This window comes from Streptomyces megasporus, assembly GCF_000718985.1.
Taxonomy (GTDB): Bacteria; Actinomycetota; Actinomycetes; order Streptomycetales; family Streptomycetaceae; genus Streptomyces; species Streptomyces megasporus.
Genome location: NZ_JODL01000002.1, coordinates 65,343 through 80,254 on the forward strand (window position 1 = coordinate 65,343; position 14,912 = coordinate 80,254).

The window sequence follows — 14,912 nt, forward strand, 5'->3', positions numbered from 1 at the left end:
CGTGTGCCCCGGCGGGGCACGGGCATGGGCGGGAAGGCCCCGGGACCACCCGCGTCGGCCCGGTGATCAGCGGTGCTACGTTGGAGGACGGCGCTTGGACGCCCCGGACGAGCGCGCCGTACCCGGTGAGGACAAGACGGCGCAGTTGCACGCGGTCACGCTCTGTCATCACTGTGGAGGTAGCGCCATGGCGTGGTTCGTTCTGGTCGTCTCGGGGATCCTGGAAGCCGTGTGGGCGGCCGCGCTGTCCGCGTCGAAGGGCTTCACCCGTCTCGGGCCCTCTCTCCTGTTCCTTGTCACCCTCGCCCTGAGCATGGGCGGGCTGGCCTACGCCATGCGGGAGATCCCCATGGGCACCGGGTACGCGATCTGGGTGGGGATCGGAGCCACCGGCGCGGCCCTGTACGGGATGGTCGCGCTCGGGGAGCCGGCGTCCGTCGGACGGGTGGTGTGCCTGGTGCTGATCGTCGCGGGCGTGGTGGGCCTGAAGTTCATCCACTGACGCGCCGGCGCTGTCGTGTCGACAGTCCTTCGACGGCCGTCGGGCCCCCTCCCGTGGGCGGGAACACCCATGGGAGGGGGCCCGAGGTGATGAGGGTGTCGGGGTGTGGCGGGGTCAGCTCTTGCCGGTGTCCTCCACGTCGGAGCCGCCGGGAGAGGCGATCCGGTCGTGGCGGGCCTGCTTCGACGCGCCGCCCTTCTTCGCGGGGGTGTCGGTCGCGGCCGGGTCGGTCCGGCCGGCGGCGGTCTCCCCGGAGATGTGGCGCACGTGTTCCTTGGCGACCTCGTCGAGTTTCTCGTCCTTCTTGTGGCGCTTGGTCATGGTGTCCCAACTCTCTGTGCCGTACGGGCGTCCGGCGCCCGGCCACCGCACTCATCGCATGACCTCATGCGTCAAATGCCCGTTATGTGGATACCGAGCTATGCGGTTCCCGGGCTTTCGGCGTTCATGCCCGCCGGGGCGTCGGAAGCGCGCGGGATGACGCCCGGGGTGGGCGGGGCGAGGGAATCGGCGCGGGAATAGGGGCGTACGGTGGGGTGTTCGACGAAGTGATTGAACGGTCAACTATCGGGATGTGAGTACAGTGAGCGCGGTGCAATTCGGGATCTTCACCGTGGGCGACGTCACCACCGACCCCACCACGGGACGGACGCCCACCGAACGCGAGCGGATCAAGGCGATGGTCACCATCGCGCTCAAGGCGGAGGAGGTCGGCCTCGACGTCTTCGCCACCGGCGAGCACCACAACCCGCCCTTCGTGCCGTCCTCGCCCACGACCATGCTCGGCTGGATCGCCGCCCGCACCGAGCGGCTCCTCCTCTCCACCTCCACCACCCTGATCACCACCAACGACCCGGTGAAGATCGCGGAGGACTTCGCGATGCTCCAGCACCTGGCCGACGGGCGCGTGGACCTGATGCTGGGCCGTGGCAACACCGGGCCGGTCTACCCCTGGTTCGGCCAGGACATCCGCCAGGGCATCCCGCTGGCCATCGAGAACTACGCGCTGCTGCACAAGCTGTGGCGCGAGGACGTGGTGGACTGGCAGGGCCGCTTCCGCACCCCCCTGCAGGGGTTCACCTCCACCCCCCGGCCGATGGACGGCGTCCCGCCGTTCGTCTGGCACGGCTCGATCCGCAGCCCCGAGATCGCCGAGCAGGCCGCGTACTACGGCGACGGCTTCTTCCACAACAACATCTTCTGGCCCAAGGAGCACACCCAGAAGATGGTCGCCCTGTACCGGGAGCGCTTCGCCCACTACGGCCACGGCACCCCCGAGCAGGCGATCGTCGGCCTCGGCGGCCAGGTGTTCATGCGGAAGAACTCCCAGGACGCCGTGCGCGAGTTCCGCCCCTACTTCGACAACGCGCCCGTCTACGGACACGGCCCGTCGCTGGAGGAGTTCACCGAGCAGACCCCGCTCACGGTGGGCAGCCCGCAGCAGGTCATCGACCGGACGCTCACCTTCCGCGAGTACGTCGGCGACTACCAGCGCCAGCTCTTCCTGATGGACCACGCCGGCCTGCCGCTGAAGACCGTGCTGGAGCAGCTCGACATGCTCGGCGAGGAGGTCGTGCCCGTGCTGCGCAAGGAGTTCGCGTCGGGCCGCCCGGCGAACATCCCCGACGCCCCGACCCACGAGTCCCTCGTCGCCCGCCGCGAGGCCGAGGCCGCCTCGGCCTGACGGCCGCCCCCTCACACCCCGCACGCCCGCCCACCGTCACCCCGTCGATCACCACGGGACCACGCACAGGAGCAGAAGATGAAGCCCATCCGCATCGTGGCCGTCTCGGCCGGTCTCGGCCGCCCGTCCTCCACCCGCCTGTTGGCCGACCGGCTGGCCGAGGCCACCGGGCGGGAACTGGAGAGCGGCGAACGCCCGGTCGAGACGCGGGTGGTGGAGCTGCGCGACCTGGCCGGCGCCATCGCCGACAACATGGTCACGGGCTTCCCCGCCCCCGCCCTGCGCGAGGTGATCGAGGAGGTGACGGAGGCGGACGGCCTGATAGCGGTCACGCCGATCTTCACCGCCTCCTACAGCGGCCTGTTCAAGTCCTTCTTCGACGTGATCGACAACGCCGCGCTGCGGGGCAAGCCCGTCCTCATCGCCGCGACCGGCGGCACGCCGCGCCACTCCCTGGCCCTGGAGCACGCCCTGCGTCCGATGTTCTCCTACCTGCGGGCGACCGTGGCGCCCACCGCCGTCTACGCCGCCTCGGAGGACTGGGGCGGCGGGGACACCCGGCACGACGAGCTGTCCGCGCGGATCGGACGGGCCGCGCGGGAACTGGCCCACCTGGTGCGGACCCGGCCCGAGACGGCCGGGGCGGACACCGAGGCCGTCGTCCCCTTCCAGGAGCACCTGGCCTCCCTCGGACTCGACTGACACCCGGCACGGCCCGGCGCGTCCGACCGGCGCCGGGCCGATACTGGGAGACGTGGACGGTGTGGAGGACGCGACCGGACAGGGGCGGACGGACGGCGTGGTCGACGAGTACCTGCGCCGCCGTCCCGCCGCCGCGCTGCGACCGTACGTGGCCTGGTACTCCGGTTACCGCCAGGCCGGTGTCCCGCCGTGCCTCCACCGGGGTCTGCCCTCCCCCCCACCTGACGCTGATCCTCACCCTCGACGACCGGCTGACCGTGCTGGGCCACCCCGACCCCCGGCAGCGGCCCGGCCGGTACGACACACTGCTCGGCGGCCTCCACACGGCGCCCGCGCTGATCGCCCACGGCGGCCGGCAGTCGGGCGTCCAGATCGCCCTCGGCCCGCTCGGCGCGCGAACCCTGCTCGGGATGCCCGCCGGGGAACTGGCCCACACCGACGTGCCGGCCGACGCCGTGCTGGGCCGGCACGCCGCCGAACTCCACGACCGACTGCGGGAGGCCGGAACCTGGCAGGAGCGGTTCGCCGTCCTGGACCGGTGGCTGCCCCGGCTGCTCGGACCCGAGCGGGAGCCGCCCCCCGAGGTCGTCCACGTCTGGGGCCGGCTGCTGTCCTCCGGCGGCACCTCGACGGTCTTTGACCTGGCCGCCGAGACGGGCTGGAGCGCCCGCCGGCTCACCGCCCGGTTCCGCGACGAGATCGGCCTGCCGCCCAAGGCCGCCGCCCGGGTGATCCGCTTCGACCGGGCGCGCCGCCTGCTGGAGGCCCGGGCCGCCGCGCTCGGCGCGGGCGGGCCGCACGGCGGAGCGGCCCCCGCGACGGGCGGACTCGGGCTGGCCGACGTGGCCGCCGCCTGCGGCTACTTCGACCAGGCCCACCTGGCCCGCGAGTTCCGCGCGCTGGCCGGGAGCGCGCCCAGCCACTGGCTGGCCCGGGAGGTCCACGGAGGGTTCCGAAACGTACAAGCCGACCGGGAGGCCGGGACGGAAGAGTGGGAGGAGCAGGGGCTCACCGCGAACGGGTGAGCCGGAATCCCACCGGGAACGACCGGAGGGCGACCATGAGGAGGCAACCGGAGATGGAGGGCACGAAACCGGCGCCCCAGGTGTGGCCGACGCTGCGGGCCCGTGACGCGCGGGCACTGATCCGCTTCCTGACCGACGCCTTCGGCTTCGAGGCGACGATCGTCGTGGCGGACGGGGACGTCGTCCACCACGCGGAACTGGCCTGGCCCGAGGGCGGCGGAGTCATGCTCGGCTCGGTGCGCGACGCGGACGACGACCCCTGGCCGCTGGAGCCCGGAAGCTTCGGCGCGTACGTCGTCACCGACGACCCCGACGCGCTCTTCGACCGGGCGCGCGGCGCCGGGGCCCAGGTGGTCAGGGCGCCGTACGACACCGACCACGGCTCCCGCGACTTCACCGTGCGCGACCCGGAGGGCAACCGCTGGCAGTTCGGCACCTACCGCGGCGCGCCGCGGAAGGAACCGGCACGGTCGGCGGTCCGAGGAGGCTGACCGACCCCCGTCGCGGGCCCGCGCGGCGCCGGGTGGAGGCGCCCGCCGCGGGCCCGCGACGTCGCCCCGGATACCGGCCGCGGGAAACGGGTAGACGACCGGTCCACGTTCCGCGTCCGCTTCACGAGAGACGGTGACGATGACCACCACCGTGGGGAACCCCGGCAGCACGACACCCGAGTACGAGCGCGCCCCCAGCCACTTCACCGACCGCATCACGGCCGACGGCGGGGACGGATGGCCCGTCGAGGCGGGACGGTACCGGCTGGTGGTCAGCCGGGCCTGCCCGTGGGCGAGCCGCGCGGTGATCGTGCGGCGCCTGCTCGGCCTGGAGGACGCGATCTCCCTGGCGGTCGTCGATCCCCTCCAGGACGAGCGGAGCTGGCGCTTCACCCTGGACGAGGGCGGCAGGGACCCGGTGCTGGGCATCGCCTTCCTGGGGGAGGCCTACGCCGCCCGCGAGCCCGACTACGACGGCGGGATCAGCGTCCCGGCGATCGTCGACGTCCCCAGCGGCAGGCTCGTCACCAACGACTACCAGCGGATCACCCTGGACTTCGCCGGCGAGTGGACCGCGCTGCACCGCGACGGGGCGCCGGACCTGTACCCCGAACCGCTGCGCGACGAGATCGACGAGGTGATGGACGACGTCTACCGGAACCTCAACAACGGCGTCTACACGGCCGGGTTCGCCAAGTCCCAGCGGGCCTACGAGCGGTCCTACCGGAACCTGTTCGCGTGCTGGGACCGGCTGTCCCAGCGCCTGTCCACACGGCGCTACCTGGTCGGCGACACCATCACCGAGGCCGACGTACGGCTGTTCACCACCCTGGTCCGCTTCGACGCGGTCTACCACGGGCACTTCAAGTGCAACCGCAACAAACTCGCCGAGGACCCGGTGCTGTGGGCCTACGCCCGCGACCTCTTCCAGACCCCCGGTTTCGGCGACACCGTCGACTTCGACCACATCAAGCGGCACTACCACCAGGTCCACACCGACATCAACCCGACGGGGATCGTGCCGCTCGGCCCGGACCTCTCCACCTGGACGACCCCCCACCACCGCGAGGAACTGGGCGGGCGTCCCTTCGGGGACGGGACGCCGCCCGGCCCGGTGCCCGCGGGTGAGGAGGTGCCGCCCCCGGGCGGGGCCGACGCGCGGTAGCCGACCGTCCGCCGGCGTTTCCCCCGCCTCCCGGGGTACTCCGGGAGGCTCCCGGAGACCGTGGCCGACGCGGAAAGCAGGTGATCGCCGTGCTCGCCGGACGACTCGACGTGAGGACCCGGACCTTCTCGGTGGAGGACGTGCCCACCCCGCGGCCGGGACCGGGCGAAGTGCTGGTCAAGGTCGAGGCCGCGGGCGTCTGCCTGTCGGACGCGCATCTGATCGACGGCACGCTCACCCCGCTCCACCTGCCCGGGGACACCGTCACCCTCGGTCACGAGGTGTCGGGCGTCGTCGCCGAGCCGGGCGCGGGCGTGGACCGCCGGCCGGGGCAGCGCGTCCTCCTCCAGGCCGGGGAGGAGCGCGGGGGAGTGGTGTGGACGCGCGGCGTGGACTACGACGGCGGCTGGGCGGAGTACGTGGTGGCCGCCGACGCCACGCTGGTGGAACTCCCGGACGACCTGCCCTTCGAACAGGCCGCCGTCATCCCGGACGCGGTGTCCACCCCCTGGGCCGCCATCACCACCACCGCCCGCGCCGAGCCGGCGCGACCGGCCGGCGTCTGGGGCGTGGGCGGCCTGGGCGCGCACGCCGTCCAACTGCTGCGCCTCATCGGCGCGGCGCCCGTCGTCGCGGTGGACCCGCTGCCCGAGGCGCGGGAGCGGGCCCTGGCCTTCGGCGCCGACGTGGTCCTCACGCCGGACGATCCCGAACTCCCGGCCCTGGTACGAGCGGAGACGGGCGGGGCGGGGCTGGCCGTCGCGTTCGACTTCGCCGGGGTCCCGGCCGTGCGGGAGCAGGCCGTGGCCTGCCTGGGCCGGGGCGGCAAGCTGGTGCTGGTCGGCCTCACCGACCGGCCGGTGACCGTCGCCGACGGCACGGCCTTCAGCTACTTCCAGCAGCAGGTGCTGGGCCACTACGGCTCCGCCGACGAGCACGTGGCGCAACTCGTGGAGTTGGCGCGGCGGCACCGTCTGGACCTCTCCCGGTCGGTCAGCGGCGTGCTGCCGCTGACCGAGGCCCGGGAAGCGGTGGACCGTCTGCTGCGCAGGGAGGGCAACCCGATCCGGCTGATCCTCAAACCGTGACGCCCCGCGCCGAGGAGCCCGGAGGACACGGGGAGAAGAGGAGAGGGGGTGGGGGAGAGGAGTGGAGAGGGGGAGAAGGCCGTCGGCCCGGCAACCGTGGGGGGAGATGCCGGACCGACGGGGAACCACCGGGAACCGCGGTCGAATCAGCGGATCTTGACGGTGAGTTCCTTCTCGAGAGCGCTGAGGCCCGAGGCCCAAAGCTGGTTCACCCGGCTGCGCTCGGCGGCGTTCGGGTAGGCGTTGGTGCACGACGGGCCGGGCCCGCCACCGGACATCAGCTCGCTGCACGGACCGGAGTAGTTGTCCCGCAGGCCGAGCACGTGACCGGTCTCGTGCGAGGTGACACGGGTCGAGTCGTAGATCTGGTTCTGCCGGTGGTCCAGGAAGATGTATCCGTTGCCGCGGCCGTCGGTGCTGGCGTAGGACCCGCGAGGGTCGTTGCCCTCGTAGTACCGGAAGTCGGCGTTGCTGCCCGACACCAGCCGCACGTTGCTGACGGAGGAGTTCCAGATCTGGGCGCTGCGAGCTATCTGGGTGGCGAACGAGGGGGCCCGGCTGGCGTCGTAGACGACCGTGACGGCCTGTGCGCCCGTGGCCGTCTGCTTGGACAGCGCCGACTTCAGCACCGCTCGGAAGAAGGCCTCGGTGTTGGCCTTGTCCTCGGCGGAGCCGGAGTACGCCGCGATCGAGGCCGGGAGTTGGGACGCGCCTGCCGCCGGGGCCGCGGACGCCGGCACGGAGGCCAGGCCCATGGCGAGGCCGAGGCCGAGCGTGACCGGGAGAACGACTCTGGTGGACTTCATGTGGGGGGATCTCCTTGCCATCCGTGAATCCGGCGCCGGTGTGGGGGGATGAGGGGGCGGCCGGTTCCTGCGGAAGAACTTCGGACGTGCAGAATTCTGTTCGACCTCCACGTGTTCGGGATGATGTCAACCGGCGATAGCACCAAGGCATCGCTCTCTTCCGGCCATGTCCGCCGGGAACGTCTGGCATGCCGTTTCAGCGGCGTTTGGCCATCTGGTGCACTCGGTTGGGGTGTCGTTATCCTCCAGCCGTGGAGCTCGAGGTGAGGCATCTGCGCGTGCTGTGCGCCATCGCCGACGCGGGCAGTCTGCGGAAGGCGGCGCTGCGCCTGGGGATGACGCAGCCCTCTCTGACCACCCAGCTCCGCCGCATCGAGAACGCCATCGGCGGGCGGTTGTTCACCAGGGAGCGCACGGGAAGCCGTCCGACCGCCCTCGGACAGACCGTGCTGTGCCGCGCACGTCCGATTGTCGCGGACATGGCGGCTCTGGTGAGCGAGGCGAGGAGCGCGGCCGCCCTCGCCGGGGAGGCCCGGCTGAGGGTCGGCAGCACGGCCAGCCGGGCCGTGGCGGGATGGGTCCGCAGGCTCCGGGCCCGTCACCCCGACACCGACGTCACGCTCCACATCGACGTCTCCGCCAACTCACTGTTGCAAGCGTTGGCGGACGGTCAGGTGGACGTGGCCTTCGTCCACGAGTTGGAGGGGTTCCCACTGCGCTTCCCCGCGGGGTTGGAGCAGCACGTCCTGGTCGCCCGGGAACCGCAGTTCGTCGCCCTGCCCGCCGACCATCCGCAGGCCGGGCGCCGGGTGGTGGACCTGGCGGACCTCGGCGACGACCGGTGGATCGTCGACTTCACGGCCGACGACGAGTGGCTCGCGACGCGCAGGGTCCTGGAGGCGGCCGGGTTGGAGCCGCGCATGGTCCACGTCCCCGACAACACCACGGCCGCGGCGTTGATAGCCGGGGGCGAGGCCGTGAGCGTGTGCCAGCCGATCTCGCAGCCGCGCCAGGGAATGGTCATCCGCCAACTGCGCGGCGATCCGCTCACGGTCCGGCTGCTGTTGGTCTGCCGGTCGGACGGGGGCATGGCGGCGGACATCGCCGGCGTCCACGCCGACCTCCTGGCCTCCTACGCCGAGGCGGCCTGGGCCAGCACCGCCTACCGCCGTTGGCTGTTGCGCAGCGGCAGCCCGTTGTTGCCCCCGCCGGGGGAGGGTGTCCCGCCGTCCGGCGCCGCGGACCGCGAGGCGCCGGAGCCCGTCCGGGAGACCGTGCCCGGCGACGGCGTGCCGGCCGCGCCGGCGGAACGCGACGGCGCCGCGGGGCGGATGGGCGGACCGTGGGCTCAGCGCCCGCCGGGGACGGCGTCCGAGGGCGGTTCGACGGTGTGGAAGCACTGGGCGCACACATAGCCGCCCCGAGGTCCTTCCTGAACCGCCCAGCCGCACTGGGCGCAGTGCATCACGGCGACGTCGGGGGCGGGAATCTCGGAAGGGGTCATCCGCTCGCTCCACAGTTGCCGCAGGACCAGCCCCCGTCGGGGCCTTGGATCACCGTGGCACCGCACGTGGTGCAGTTCACCGGCAGTTCTCCTTCCGCCGTGTCTCCTGCCACGTTCGTCCGTGTCCTTCGGCCGCCCGGATACGGGGGACGTCCGGAAAGCCCGGATGTCCGGGGGACGTTCGTCGGTGCCATGGGTCACACTCTCATGGATCACCGTAGTCCGCGTGGCCGAGGGGGCGAACGCCTCCGCGTACCGGCTTTCCCGGCCGCGGTGTTCGGTATGCCGTCCTCCGCACGGCGTTCGACGACTCCCGGGGAAACGGCCGGTCTTGGACGGTCCGGGCCGGCGTGCCGCGCCGGCCGGTGGCGGGCGTCACACCCGTCGGGGCGTGCCGCGACGGAGTGTTGACGGACCGTGGCGGTTCGGGCCGCCGCGCGGCGCTGTGAGAAACGCCACCCGCCGGTGGGATCGCCTGTCCGGCACGGTGGTTGACGGCGGGTGGGGAGCGTCACGCCGCCGGGGACGTTTGGCCGCGGAAATCCTCTGTGAGGATGGTGCACCGCCGGGCCCGCACCGTCGCGGAGCCGCCCGGGCGTCGGCTCGCCTCGCGGGCGTCCGACCGTTCACGTGCCCCTCGGGCCATCGACACCCCCTCTCTCATGTCTTCTTCCTCATCGCGCGCCTCCGGATCCCCCGGGTCCTCCGAGCCCCCTCCCACGCCCTCCGCTTCCCGCGCCCTCCGCCGCCCCCGCCAAGCCGTCGCGCTCCGGCGCCGACGGAGGAGGGCCGGAGGCGGGGAGGACCGCACGCCGTGGCGCGCCCTGCGCGTTCCGAGCATGCGGTGGTGGTCGGCGGCCAACCTCGTCTCCAACGCCGGCACCTGGATGCAGCTCACGGTGCAGAACCTGCTGGTGCTCCAGGTCACGGGCTCCGCGGCGATGACCGGTCTGTCGGTGGCCGTGCAGGCCGCTCCCGGTCTGCTGCTCGGCGTGGCGGGCGGCGCCGTGGTCGACTCCTGGCCGCGGAAGGTCACCGCGACGGTGAGCCAGGCCGTGCTGGGGACCGTGGCCTTCGTCACGGCCGCCCTGGTGGCGTCCGACCTGCTGAACACGGGCGTGCTGATGGCGCTGGCCGCGGTCACCGGCCTGATCGCCACCGTCGACGGTCCGGCGTGCGCGCTGCTGGGCAACGACCTGGTGGAACCCCGGGACGTGCCCTCGGCCATCGCCCTGGGCTCGGTGGTGCACAGCGTCGGCCGGCTGGCCGGAGCCGCGCTCGCCGGCTCGGCGGTGGCCTGGTTCGGCACCGCCGCCGCCTACGTCGCCAACGGGCTGTCGTTCCTCGTGGTGGCCTCCGTCATCCCCTTCCTGAAACCGGTCCCCCGGCCCCCGCGGGCCGGGGAGCCGGCCGCCGCCGCGGCGCGGGGGCGCGGCGGGAGGAAGCGGGCGGCGGGGCGCGGCGGCGCGCGCGAGGGCCTGGCCTTCTTCCTGCGCAGGCCCCGCCTGGTGGCCCTGGCCGGGATCACCGGCGTGAGCGCGGTCTTCGGACGGAACTACGGGCTGACCCTGGCGGTCCTGGTCACGGGCCCGCTGGCCGGTGGCGCGGGGGACTTCGGGACGGTCGCCACCGTCCTGGCCGTCGGCGGCACGATCGGCGCCGTGCTCGCCGGGCGTCTGCGCAGGCCGTCCGTTCGCCTGGTGGCCGTCATGGCCGCCTGCGGGGCGCTGCTCCAGGTCGCCGCCGGGCTCTCGCCGTCCCTGGTCGTGCTGATCCTGCTGGTGGCCCCGATGGCGGTGGTGGAGTCGGTGTCCGACACCGCCGGCACCACCGTGCTGCAGACCGACCCGCCCGCCCACCTGCGCGGCCGGGTGCTGGGGGTGTGGCGCAGCGCGAGCACCGGCTGGGGGCTCGCCGGACCTCCGCTGCTGGGCCTGCTCATGGAGGTGGCCGGAGCGCGCGGGGCCCTGGTCGCGGGCGGTCTGATCGTCGTCGGCGCGATCGGCGCGGGAGCGCTGTACCACGGCCGCCGCGGGCTGCTTCCGAGGGCGATTCCGGTGGCGCGCCCGTCGTCGCCGGAGCCGTCGCCGGTGCCGTCGCCCGCCCGGCGCGCGACCGGAGCCACGGCCGGGGCGGAGCCGCTGCCGGAACCAGTCCCGGTCGCTTGAACGCACGCGGTACTACCATCGAACCGGAATCCGCTCGTCCGATTGCGGGGCCAAGGTGTCTGTAGATCTCTCCTCCGTCATAGCCGCCACCACTCGGTGGCTGGTCAGGGCCTACCCGACCGCCGGTGGCGTGTTCAGCGCGTCCCTGGCCGAGGCGCAGGCCCGGCAGGCGGTCACGGTGGCCGCGTGGCTGCGCTACCCGACGTCGCTGGACGCCGCCCTGGTCGCGGTGGCCGGGCCGGGCGGCGCCCGACGGCTGGACCGGATCACCGGTTCGGAACCCCCGGAGTCCTCCGAGGGGCCGGAAGACCCGGGGGCCCCGGAAGGCCCGGGCTCCCCGGAGGCCGCCGAATCGGCCGCTCTCCCCTGGGTCCCCGCGCCCCGCGAGCCCGGCGACTCGGACGGCGCCTGGCGCACCTGGGTGGACGAGGTCCTGGCGAGCTGGGCGGCCTGCCTGCTGACCTCCCCCGAACTGGCGGACGCCGCGGTGGCCGAGGTGGCGCGCGGCGAGCACGCGCGGGGCATGCACGTCGACTTCCGCAGGCTCACCCGGCCCGACGACCTCGACCGGCAGGCCGCGCCCCTGCTGCGGCACCCCGACCTGATGGCGCCGATCGCGGATCTGCACCGCGACGAGTTCCTGGCGTGCCTCGACGCCTCCCGCGGCCCGGAGACCGAACCCGTCCCGTCGTCCGACTGATCGACGCCCACGGGCCGGGGAGACGCCCGCGGGCCGGGGAAGGGGATCAGCCCAGGACGGTGAAGGCGCGCGTGGTGCCGGTGAAGGAGCGGACGGCGCCCACCAGGGGCTTGGCGTCGCCGTGGTAGCGGATGCGGTAGATGCCGGGCTCGACGTCGGCGGGGACGTCCCAGGTGACGGTCACCTTGGAGGCGGCGATCCCGTCGCGCTGCCACCGGAAGGTGGTCGACCAGTCCCCGTCGTCGGCGACCGTGCGCCAGGCGCCGCCCTCGGTCCGCTCCACCCGCAGGTAGGTGCTGCCCCGGTGGAGGTCGTTGCCCGGGTGGGCGCCGGCGAACACGGCGGTCACCCGTTCGCCCGCCCGGCAGCTCTCCCGCGGCTGGGTCAGGACGTCGCCGAAGGAGCGTCCGAGCTGCGGCGCGTCCAGCACGATCGGGGGCTGGAGGGCGAGGGCCCGTCCGGAGAGGTCGGGCGGCGGCGTCCCGGCCGGCAGGTCCCGTCCGTCGCGCATGGCCCGCGCCAGCCGCGCCGCCGTCTGCTGGAGGGCGGGGAGCTGCCAGCGGCCGAAGAGGGTGCTGCCGCCTTCGTAGTGCTGGGCGTCGTACTCCTCGGGCGTGGTGACGTAGTGGAAGTAGGAGTTGGCGTAGCCCGCCACCAGGACGTCGTCCAGGTCGGAGCCCGTGATGCCCGCGACGGTGCGGCGCAGGCGCAGCCCCGCCGCGATGGTGACCTCGCCCGGCACGCCGATCAGGTACAGCCGGCCGATCCGCACCAGTTGGACGGGGACGATCTCCTGCACCCAGGGGAGGATCCGGTTCATCTCCCCGATGGGCACCGCGATCGCCTTGGGGGCGTGGGCGTCGCGGAGTTCGGGCGAGACGGTGTAGATCACCGAGTGGGAGATCGCGTCCCACAGCGGGTTCTCGCCCTCGGTGAAGCCCGGGAACGCCGGACCGTCCTCCAGGCTGCCCGCCGCCATGGCCGCGCCGACCGCGGGCTTGGCGGTCCGGTGGGTGCGCCCGTCGCCGGTGAACTCCGGTTCCACGGTGACGTCGGAGAGGTCCACGTACACCAACCGGGAGTCCACGCCTCCGGTCAAGGGGGTGCCGGGGCGCTCCAATTGGCGGGCGGCGGCCTCGTACTGGCGCAGGCCGAGCCGGCGGGTGCGTTCGAAGTCCTCCGGTGTGGTGGGCGGTCTCAGGTCGAGGTTGGGTGACATGTCGCCGGCGTTGGTCTGCGCGAAGGCGCAGATCACCTCGGGGGCGGTGTCGGCCAGGTAGTCCGCGCCGGACACCTCGCGCTCCCAGTGGTAGGCCGCGTAGCCCTTGTTGTCGGCGCTGACGAGGCGGTTGTCGCCGGACATGCTGGTGCAGTGCGTGGCGAACCAGTTGACCGCCCCCACCAGCCTCCCGTGCCGCTCGACGCGCAGCAGTGTGGTCAGCGGGTCGATGGCGTCGGGGAAGTGCGCCGTGATGTCGGCGGGGTTGCGGTCGAAGGCCGCGCGGGAGCGGTTGACGCTCGCGTCGCGCAGCTCGCCGCGGGAGAGGGTCAGGTCGGACGGGGCCAGGTCGGCGTGGGCCCGCCCGACCGCCTCGACGATGCCGCGGACGACGGCGTCGAAGGTCTTGGCGTGGAAGCCGAGCGTGGTGAGGTTGTACAGCAGGTGGTGGGAGTGGCCGCCCGGCCCGGCGTGGGTGTGGGTGGCGGTGATCATGGTGTTCCGGGCGGTGTAGAGGTCGCCGTACCGTTCGGCGAGGGCGCGCAGCACCGCCTGGTGCACGCTGGAGAAGATCATGGGGGAGTCGACCACGACCAGGGCCACCCGCTCGCCCGCGGCGCCGTTCGGGGTCCGTTCGGCGACGACGAAGGCGCGAGCCCGCAGCCGGGTGTGGAGGCCCTCGGCCTGCTGGTCGGTCCGTCCGTAGCCCATCAGGCCGACCTCGGCCACCTCGCCGGTGGCGTCCGCGATGCCGCGGCCCACCAGGTACGAGCCCGCTCCCCGCGCGTCGGCGGGCGTCCGCGTGGGCGTCCGCGTGGGCGTCCGCCCGGCGGCGGACGCCGGGGAGAGCGGCAGGCCGGCCATGCCGAGGCCGGCCGTGACGGCCCCGGCGCGCAGCACACCGCGGCGGCTGCTGCCCGGCGGCCGGGTCGCTTCGTCGGGGGATCGGTCGGACGACGTCTGCCGCTGGGCTCGGGGATCGCTCACCTGCGCTCCTCACGGTGCTTCTCGTGCCGCCTGGGGGGTTACCGCCGGTTTACCGGTGGACGATGTGAGCATGACAGCCACGGAGTGCGCGGGCAATCCGTCGGTGGAGGCGACGTGAACCGGCCCCGACCACCCCGAGCGGGCGGCCGAGGCCGGTTCCGGACGTCCGGCTCGGCGACGACGCGGAAGGGGGAACGCGGAAGAAGGAGGAGGTGAGAAGGGGGAGGGGCGCTACGAGGCGGTCACCACACGTCGCCGTCGCGCCAGTCGCAGACCAGCACGCGGGTCGGGTCCAGGCGTGCCGTCACCGGCAGGACGAAGACACCGCCGTCGTCCCCCTCGGTGCGGACCACGCCCGTGGGCGTGAGCACCGCGGTCGGGCCCTGCCAGCGCTGCCAGCCGCGCGAGGCGTAGAAGTCCAGCGCGTCCTCGGCGGAACTCAGCGCCCCCACCTCGTACGCGCCGCGGATCACCCGCTCCAGCGCCTCCAGCACGGCCTTGCCGTGCCCGAGCCCACGCCGGTCGGAGCGGACCCCGACGCCTTCGAGGTAGCCCGCCCGCAGCGCTCGTCCGCCGTGCAGCAGCCGCCGCTGGACCAGCGAGCCGTGCCCGACCAGCTCGGACTCCTCCCACACCAGGGCGTGCACGCCCCCCAGGCAGTGCTCCCAGTCCTGGTCGCCGAAGTCTCCCTCGAAGGCCTCGTCGAGCAGTTTCCGGACCGCCTCGCGGGTGGCGGTGTCCAGATCGGCCGTGTGGAGGGTCTGGACGGTTCGCGTGTTTCCGGCGTTTCCGGTGTTCTCACTGGTGCTGGTGGTGCGGACCTCGGTCATGCGCGCCATCCTGGCAGCACGAACCCCCGTCCGTCACCGTT

14 protein-coding genes and 1 riboswitch are annotated in these 14,912 nt (G+C 73.5%); of the genes, 10 read left to right on the forward strand and 4 right to left on the reverse strand.

Features of this window, described 5'->3' with window-relative positions; all coding sequences use genetic code 11:
* The first annotated feature begins 84 nt into the window (after positions 1-84).
* A riboswitch (guanidine-III (ykkC-III) riboswitch) is annotated at positions 85-146 on the forward strand.
* 41 nt (positions 147-187) lie between these two features.
* On the forward strand, positions 188-502 hold the full coding sequence (locus IF47_RS0102070) for a DMT family transporter (RefSeq protein WP_031506198.1): 315 nt from the start codon (positions 188-190) through the stop codon (positions 500-502).
* A 114-nt stretch (positions 503-616) separates the two neighbouring features.
* On the opposite strand, the gene IF47_RS0102075 is transcribed toward IF47_RS0102070, so the two are convergent.
* On the reverse strand, positions 617-823 hold the full coding sequence (locus IF47_RS0102075; RefSeq protein ID WP_031506199.1) for a hypothetical protein: 207 nt from the start codon (positions 821-823) through the stop codon (positions 617-619).
* Between the two features lie 271 nt (positions 824-1,094).
* Here IF47_RS0102075 and IF47_RS0102080 point away from each other — a divergent pair, with 271 nt between their 5' ends.
* The 6 genes from IF47_RS0102080 to IF47_RS0102105 all read left to right on the forward strand — a co-directional run bounded on the left by IF47_RS0102080 (position 1,095) and on the right by IF47_RS0102105 (position 6,657).
* Positions 1,095-2,186: an LLM class flavin-dependent oxidoreductase gene (locus IF47_RS0102080; protein WP_031506200.1), complete on the forward strand. Its 1,092-nt coding sequence runs from the start codon at positions 1,095-1,097 to the stop codon at positions 2,184-2,186.
* A gap of 78 nt (positions 2,187-2,264) precedes the next feature.
* Complete coding sequence (locus tag IF47_RS0102085) at positions 2,265-2,888, forward strand: FMN reductase (RefSeq protein ID WP_031506201.1); 624 nt, start codon at positions 2,265-2,267, stop codon at positions 2,886-2,888.
* A gap of 179 nt (positions 2,889-3,067) precedes the next feature.
* A complete protein-coding gene (locus IF47_RS27380) occupies positions 3,068-3,913 on the forward strand; it encodes an AraC family transcriptional regulator (protein ID WP_245640959.1) in 846 nt (281 codons plus the stop codon).
* A 53-nt stretch (positions 3,914-3,966) separates the two neighbouring features.
* Positions 3,967-4,404: a VOC family protein gene (locus tag IF47_RS0102095; RefSeq protein ID WP_031506202.1), complete on the forward strand. Its 438-nt coding sequence runs from the start codon at positions 3,967-3,969 to the stop codon at positions 4,402-4,404.
* A gap of 139 nt (positions 4,405-4,543) precedes the next feature.
* Positions 4,544-5,569, forward strand: coding sequence for a glutathione S-transferase family protein (locus IF47_RS0102100; RefSeq protein ID WP_051716841.1), 1,026 nt, complete (start codon positions 4,544-4,546; stop codon positions 5,567-5,569).
* Positions 5,570-5,649: 80 nt separating this feature from the next.
* Complete coding sequence (locus IF47_RS0102105; protein WP_031506204.1) at positions 5,650-6,657, forward strand: zinc-binding dehydrogenase; 1,008 nt, start codon at positions 5,650-5,652, stop codon at positions 6,655-6,657.
* 146 nt (positions 6,658-6,803) lie between these two features.
* On the opposite strand, the gene snpA is transcribed toward IF47_RS0102105, so the two are convergent.
* Positions 6,804-7,463, reverse strand: a complete 660-nt coding sequence (snpA, locus tag IF47_RS0102110; protein ID WP_031506205.1) for a snapalysin — start codon at positions 7,461-7,463, stop codon at positions 6,804-6,806.
* 263 nt (positions 7,464-7,726) lie between these two features.
* Here snpA and IF47_RS0102115 point away from each other — a divergent pair, with 263 nt between their 5' ends.
* From IF47_RS0102115 to IF47_RS0102125, 3 genes are all read left to right on the forward strand, one after another.
* A complete protein-coding gene (locus IF47_RS0102115) occupies positions 7,727-8,878 on the forward strand; it encodes a LysR family transcriptional regulator (RefSeq protein ID WP_211257157.1) in 1,152 nt (383 codons plus the stop codon).
* A 928-nt stretch (positions 8,879-9,806) separates the two neighbouring features.
* Positions 9,807-11,135: an MFS transporter gene (locus tag IF47_RS0102120; protein WP_245640960.1), complete on the forward strand. Its 1,329-nt coding sequence runs from the start codon at positions 9,807-9,809 to the stop codon at positions 11,133-11,135.
* A gap of 55 nt (positions 11,136-11,190) precedes the next feature.
* Entirely contained in the window at positions 11,191-11,835 is a 645-nt protein-coding gene (locus IF47_RS0102125; protein ID WP_031506208.1) for a hypothetical protein, read from the forward strand.
* Between the two features lie 46 nt (positions 11,836-11,881).
* Here the strand turns inward: IF47_RS0102125 and IF47_RS0102130 are convergent, their stop codons facing one another.
* The gene (locus IF47_RS0102130) at positions 11,882-13,918 is read right to left on the reverse strand and encodes a neutral/alkaline ceramidase (protein ID WP_078591537.1); all 2,037 of its coding nucleotides are present in this window, start codon (positions 13,916-13,918) and stop codon (positions 11,882-11,884) included.
* Positions 13,919-14,283: 365 nt separating this feature from the next.
* Positions 14,284-14,871: a GNAT family N-acetyltransferase gene (locus IF47_RS0102135; RefSeq protein WP_078591493.1), complete on the reverse strand. Its 588-nt coding sequence runs from the start codon at positions 14,869-14,871 to the stop codon at positions 14,284-14,286.
* Between the last annotated feature and the right edge of the window lie 41 nt (positions 14,872-14,912).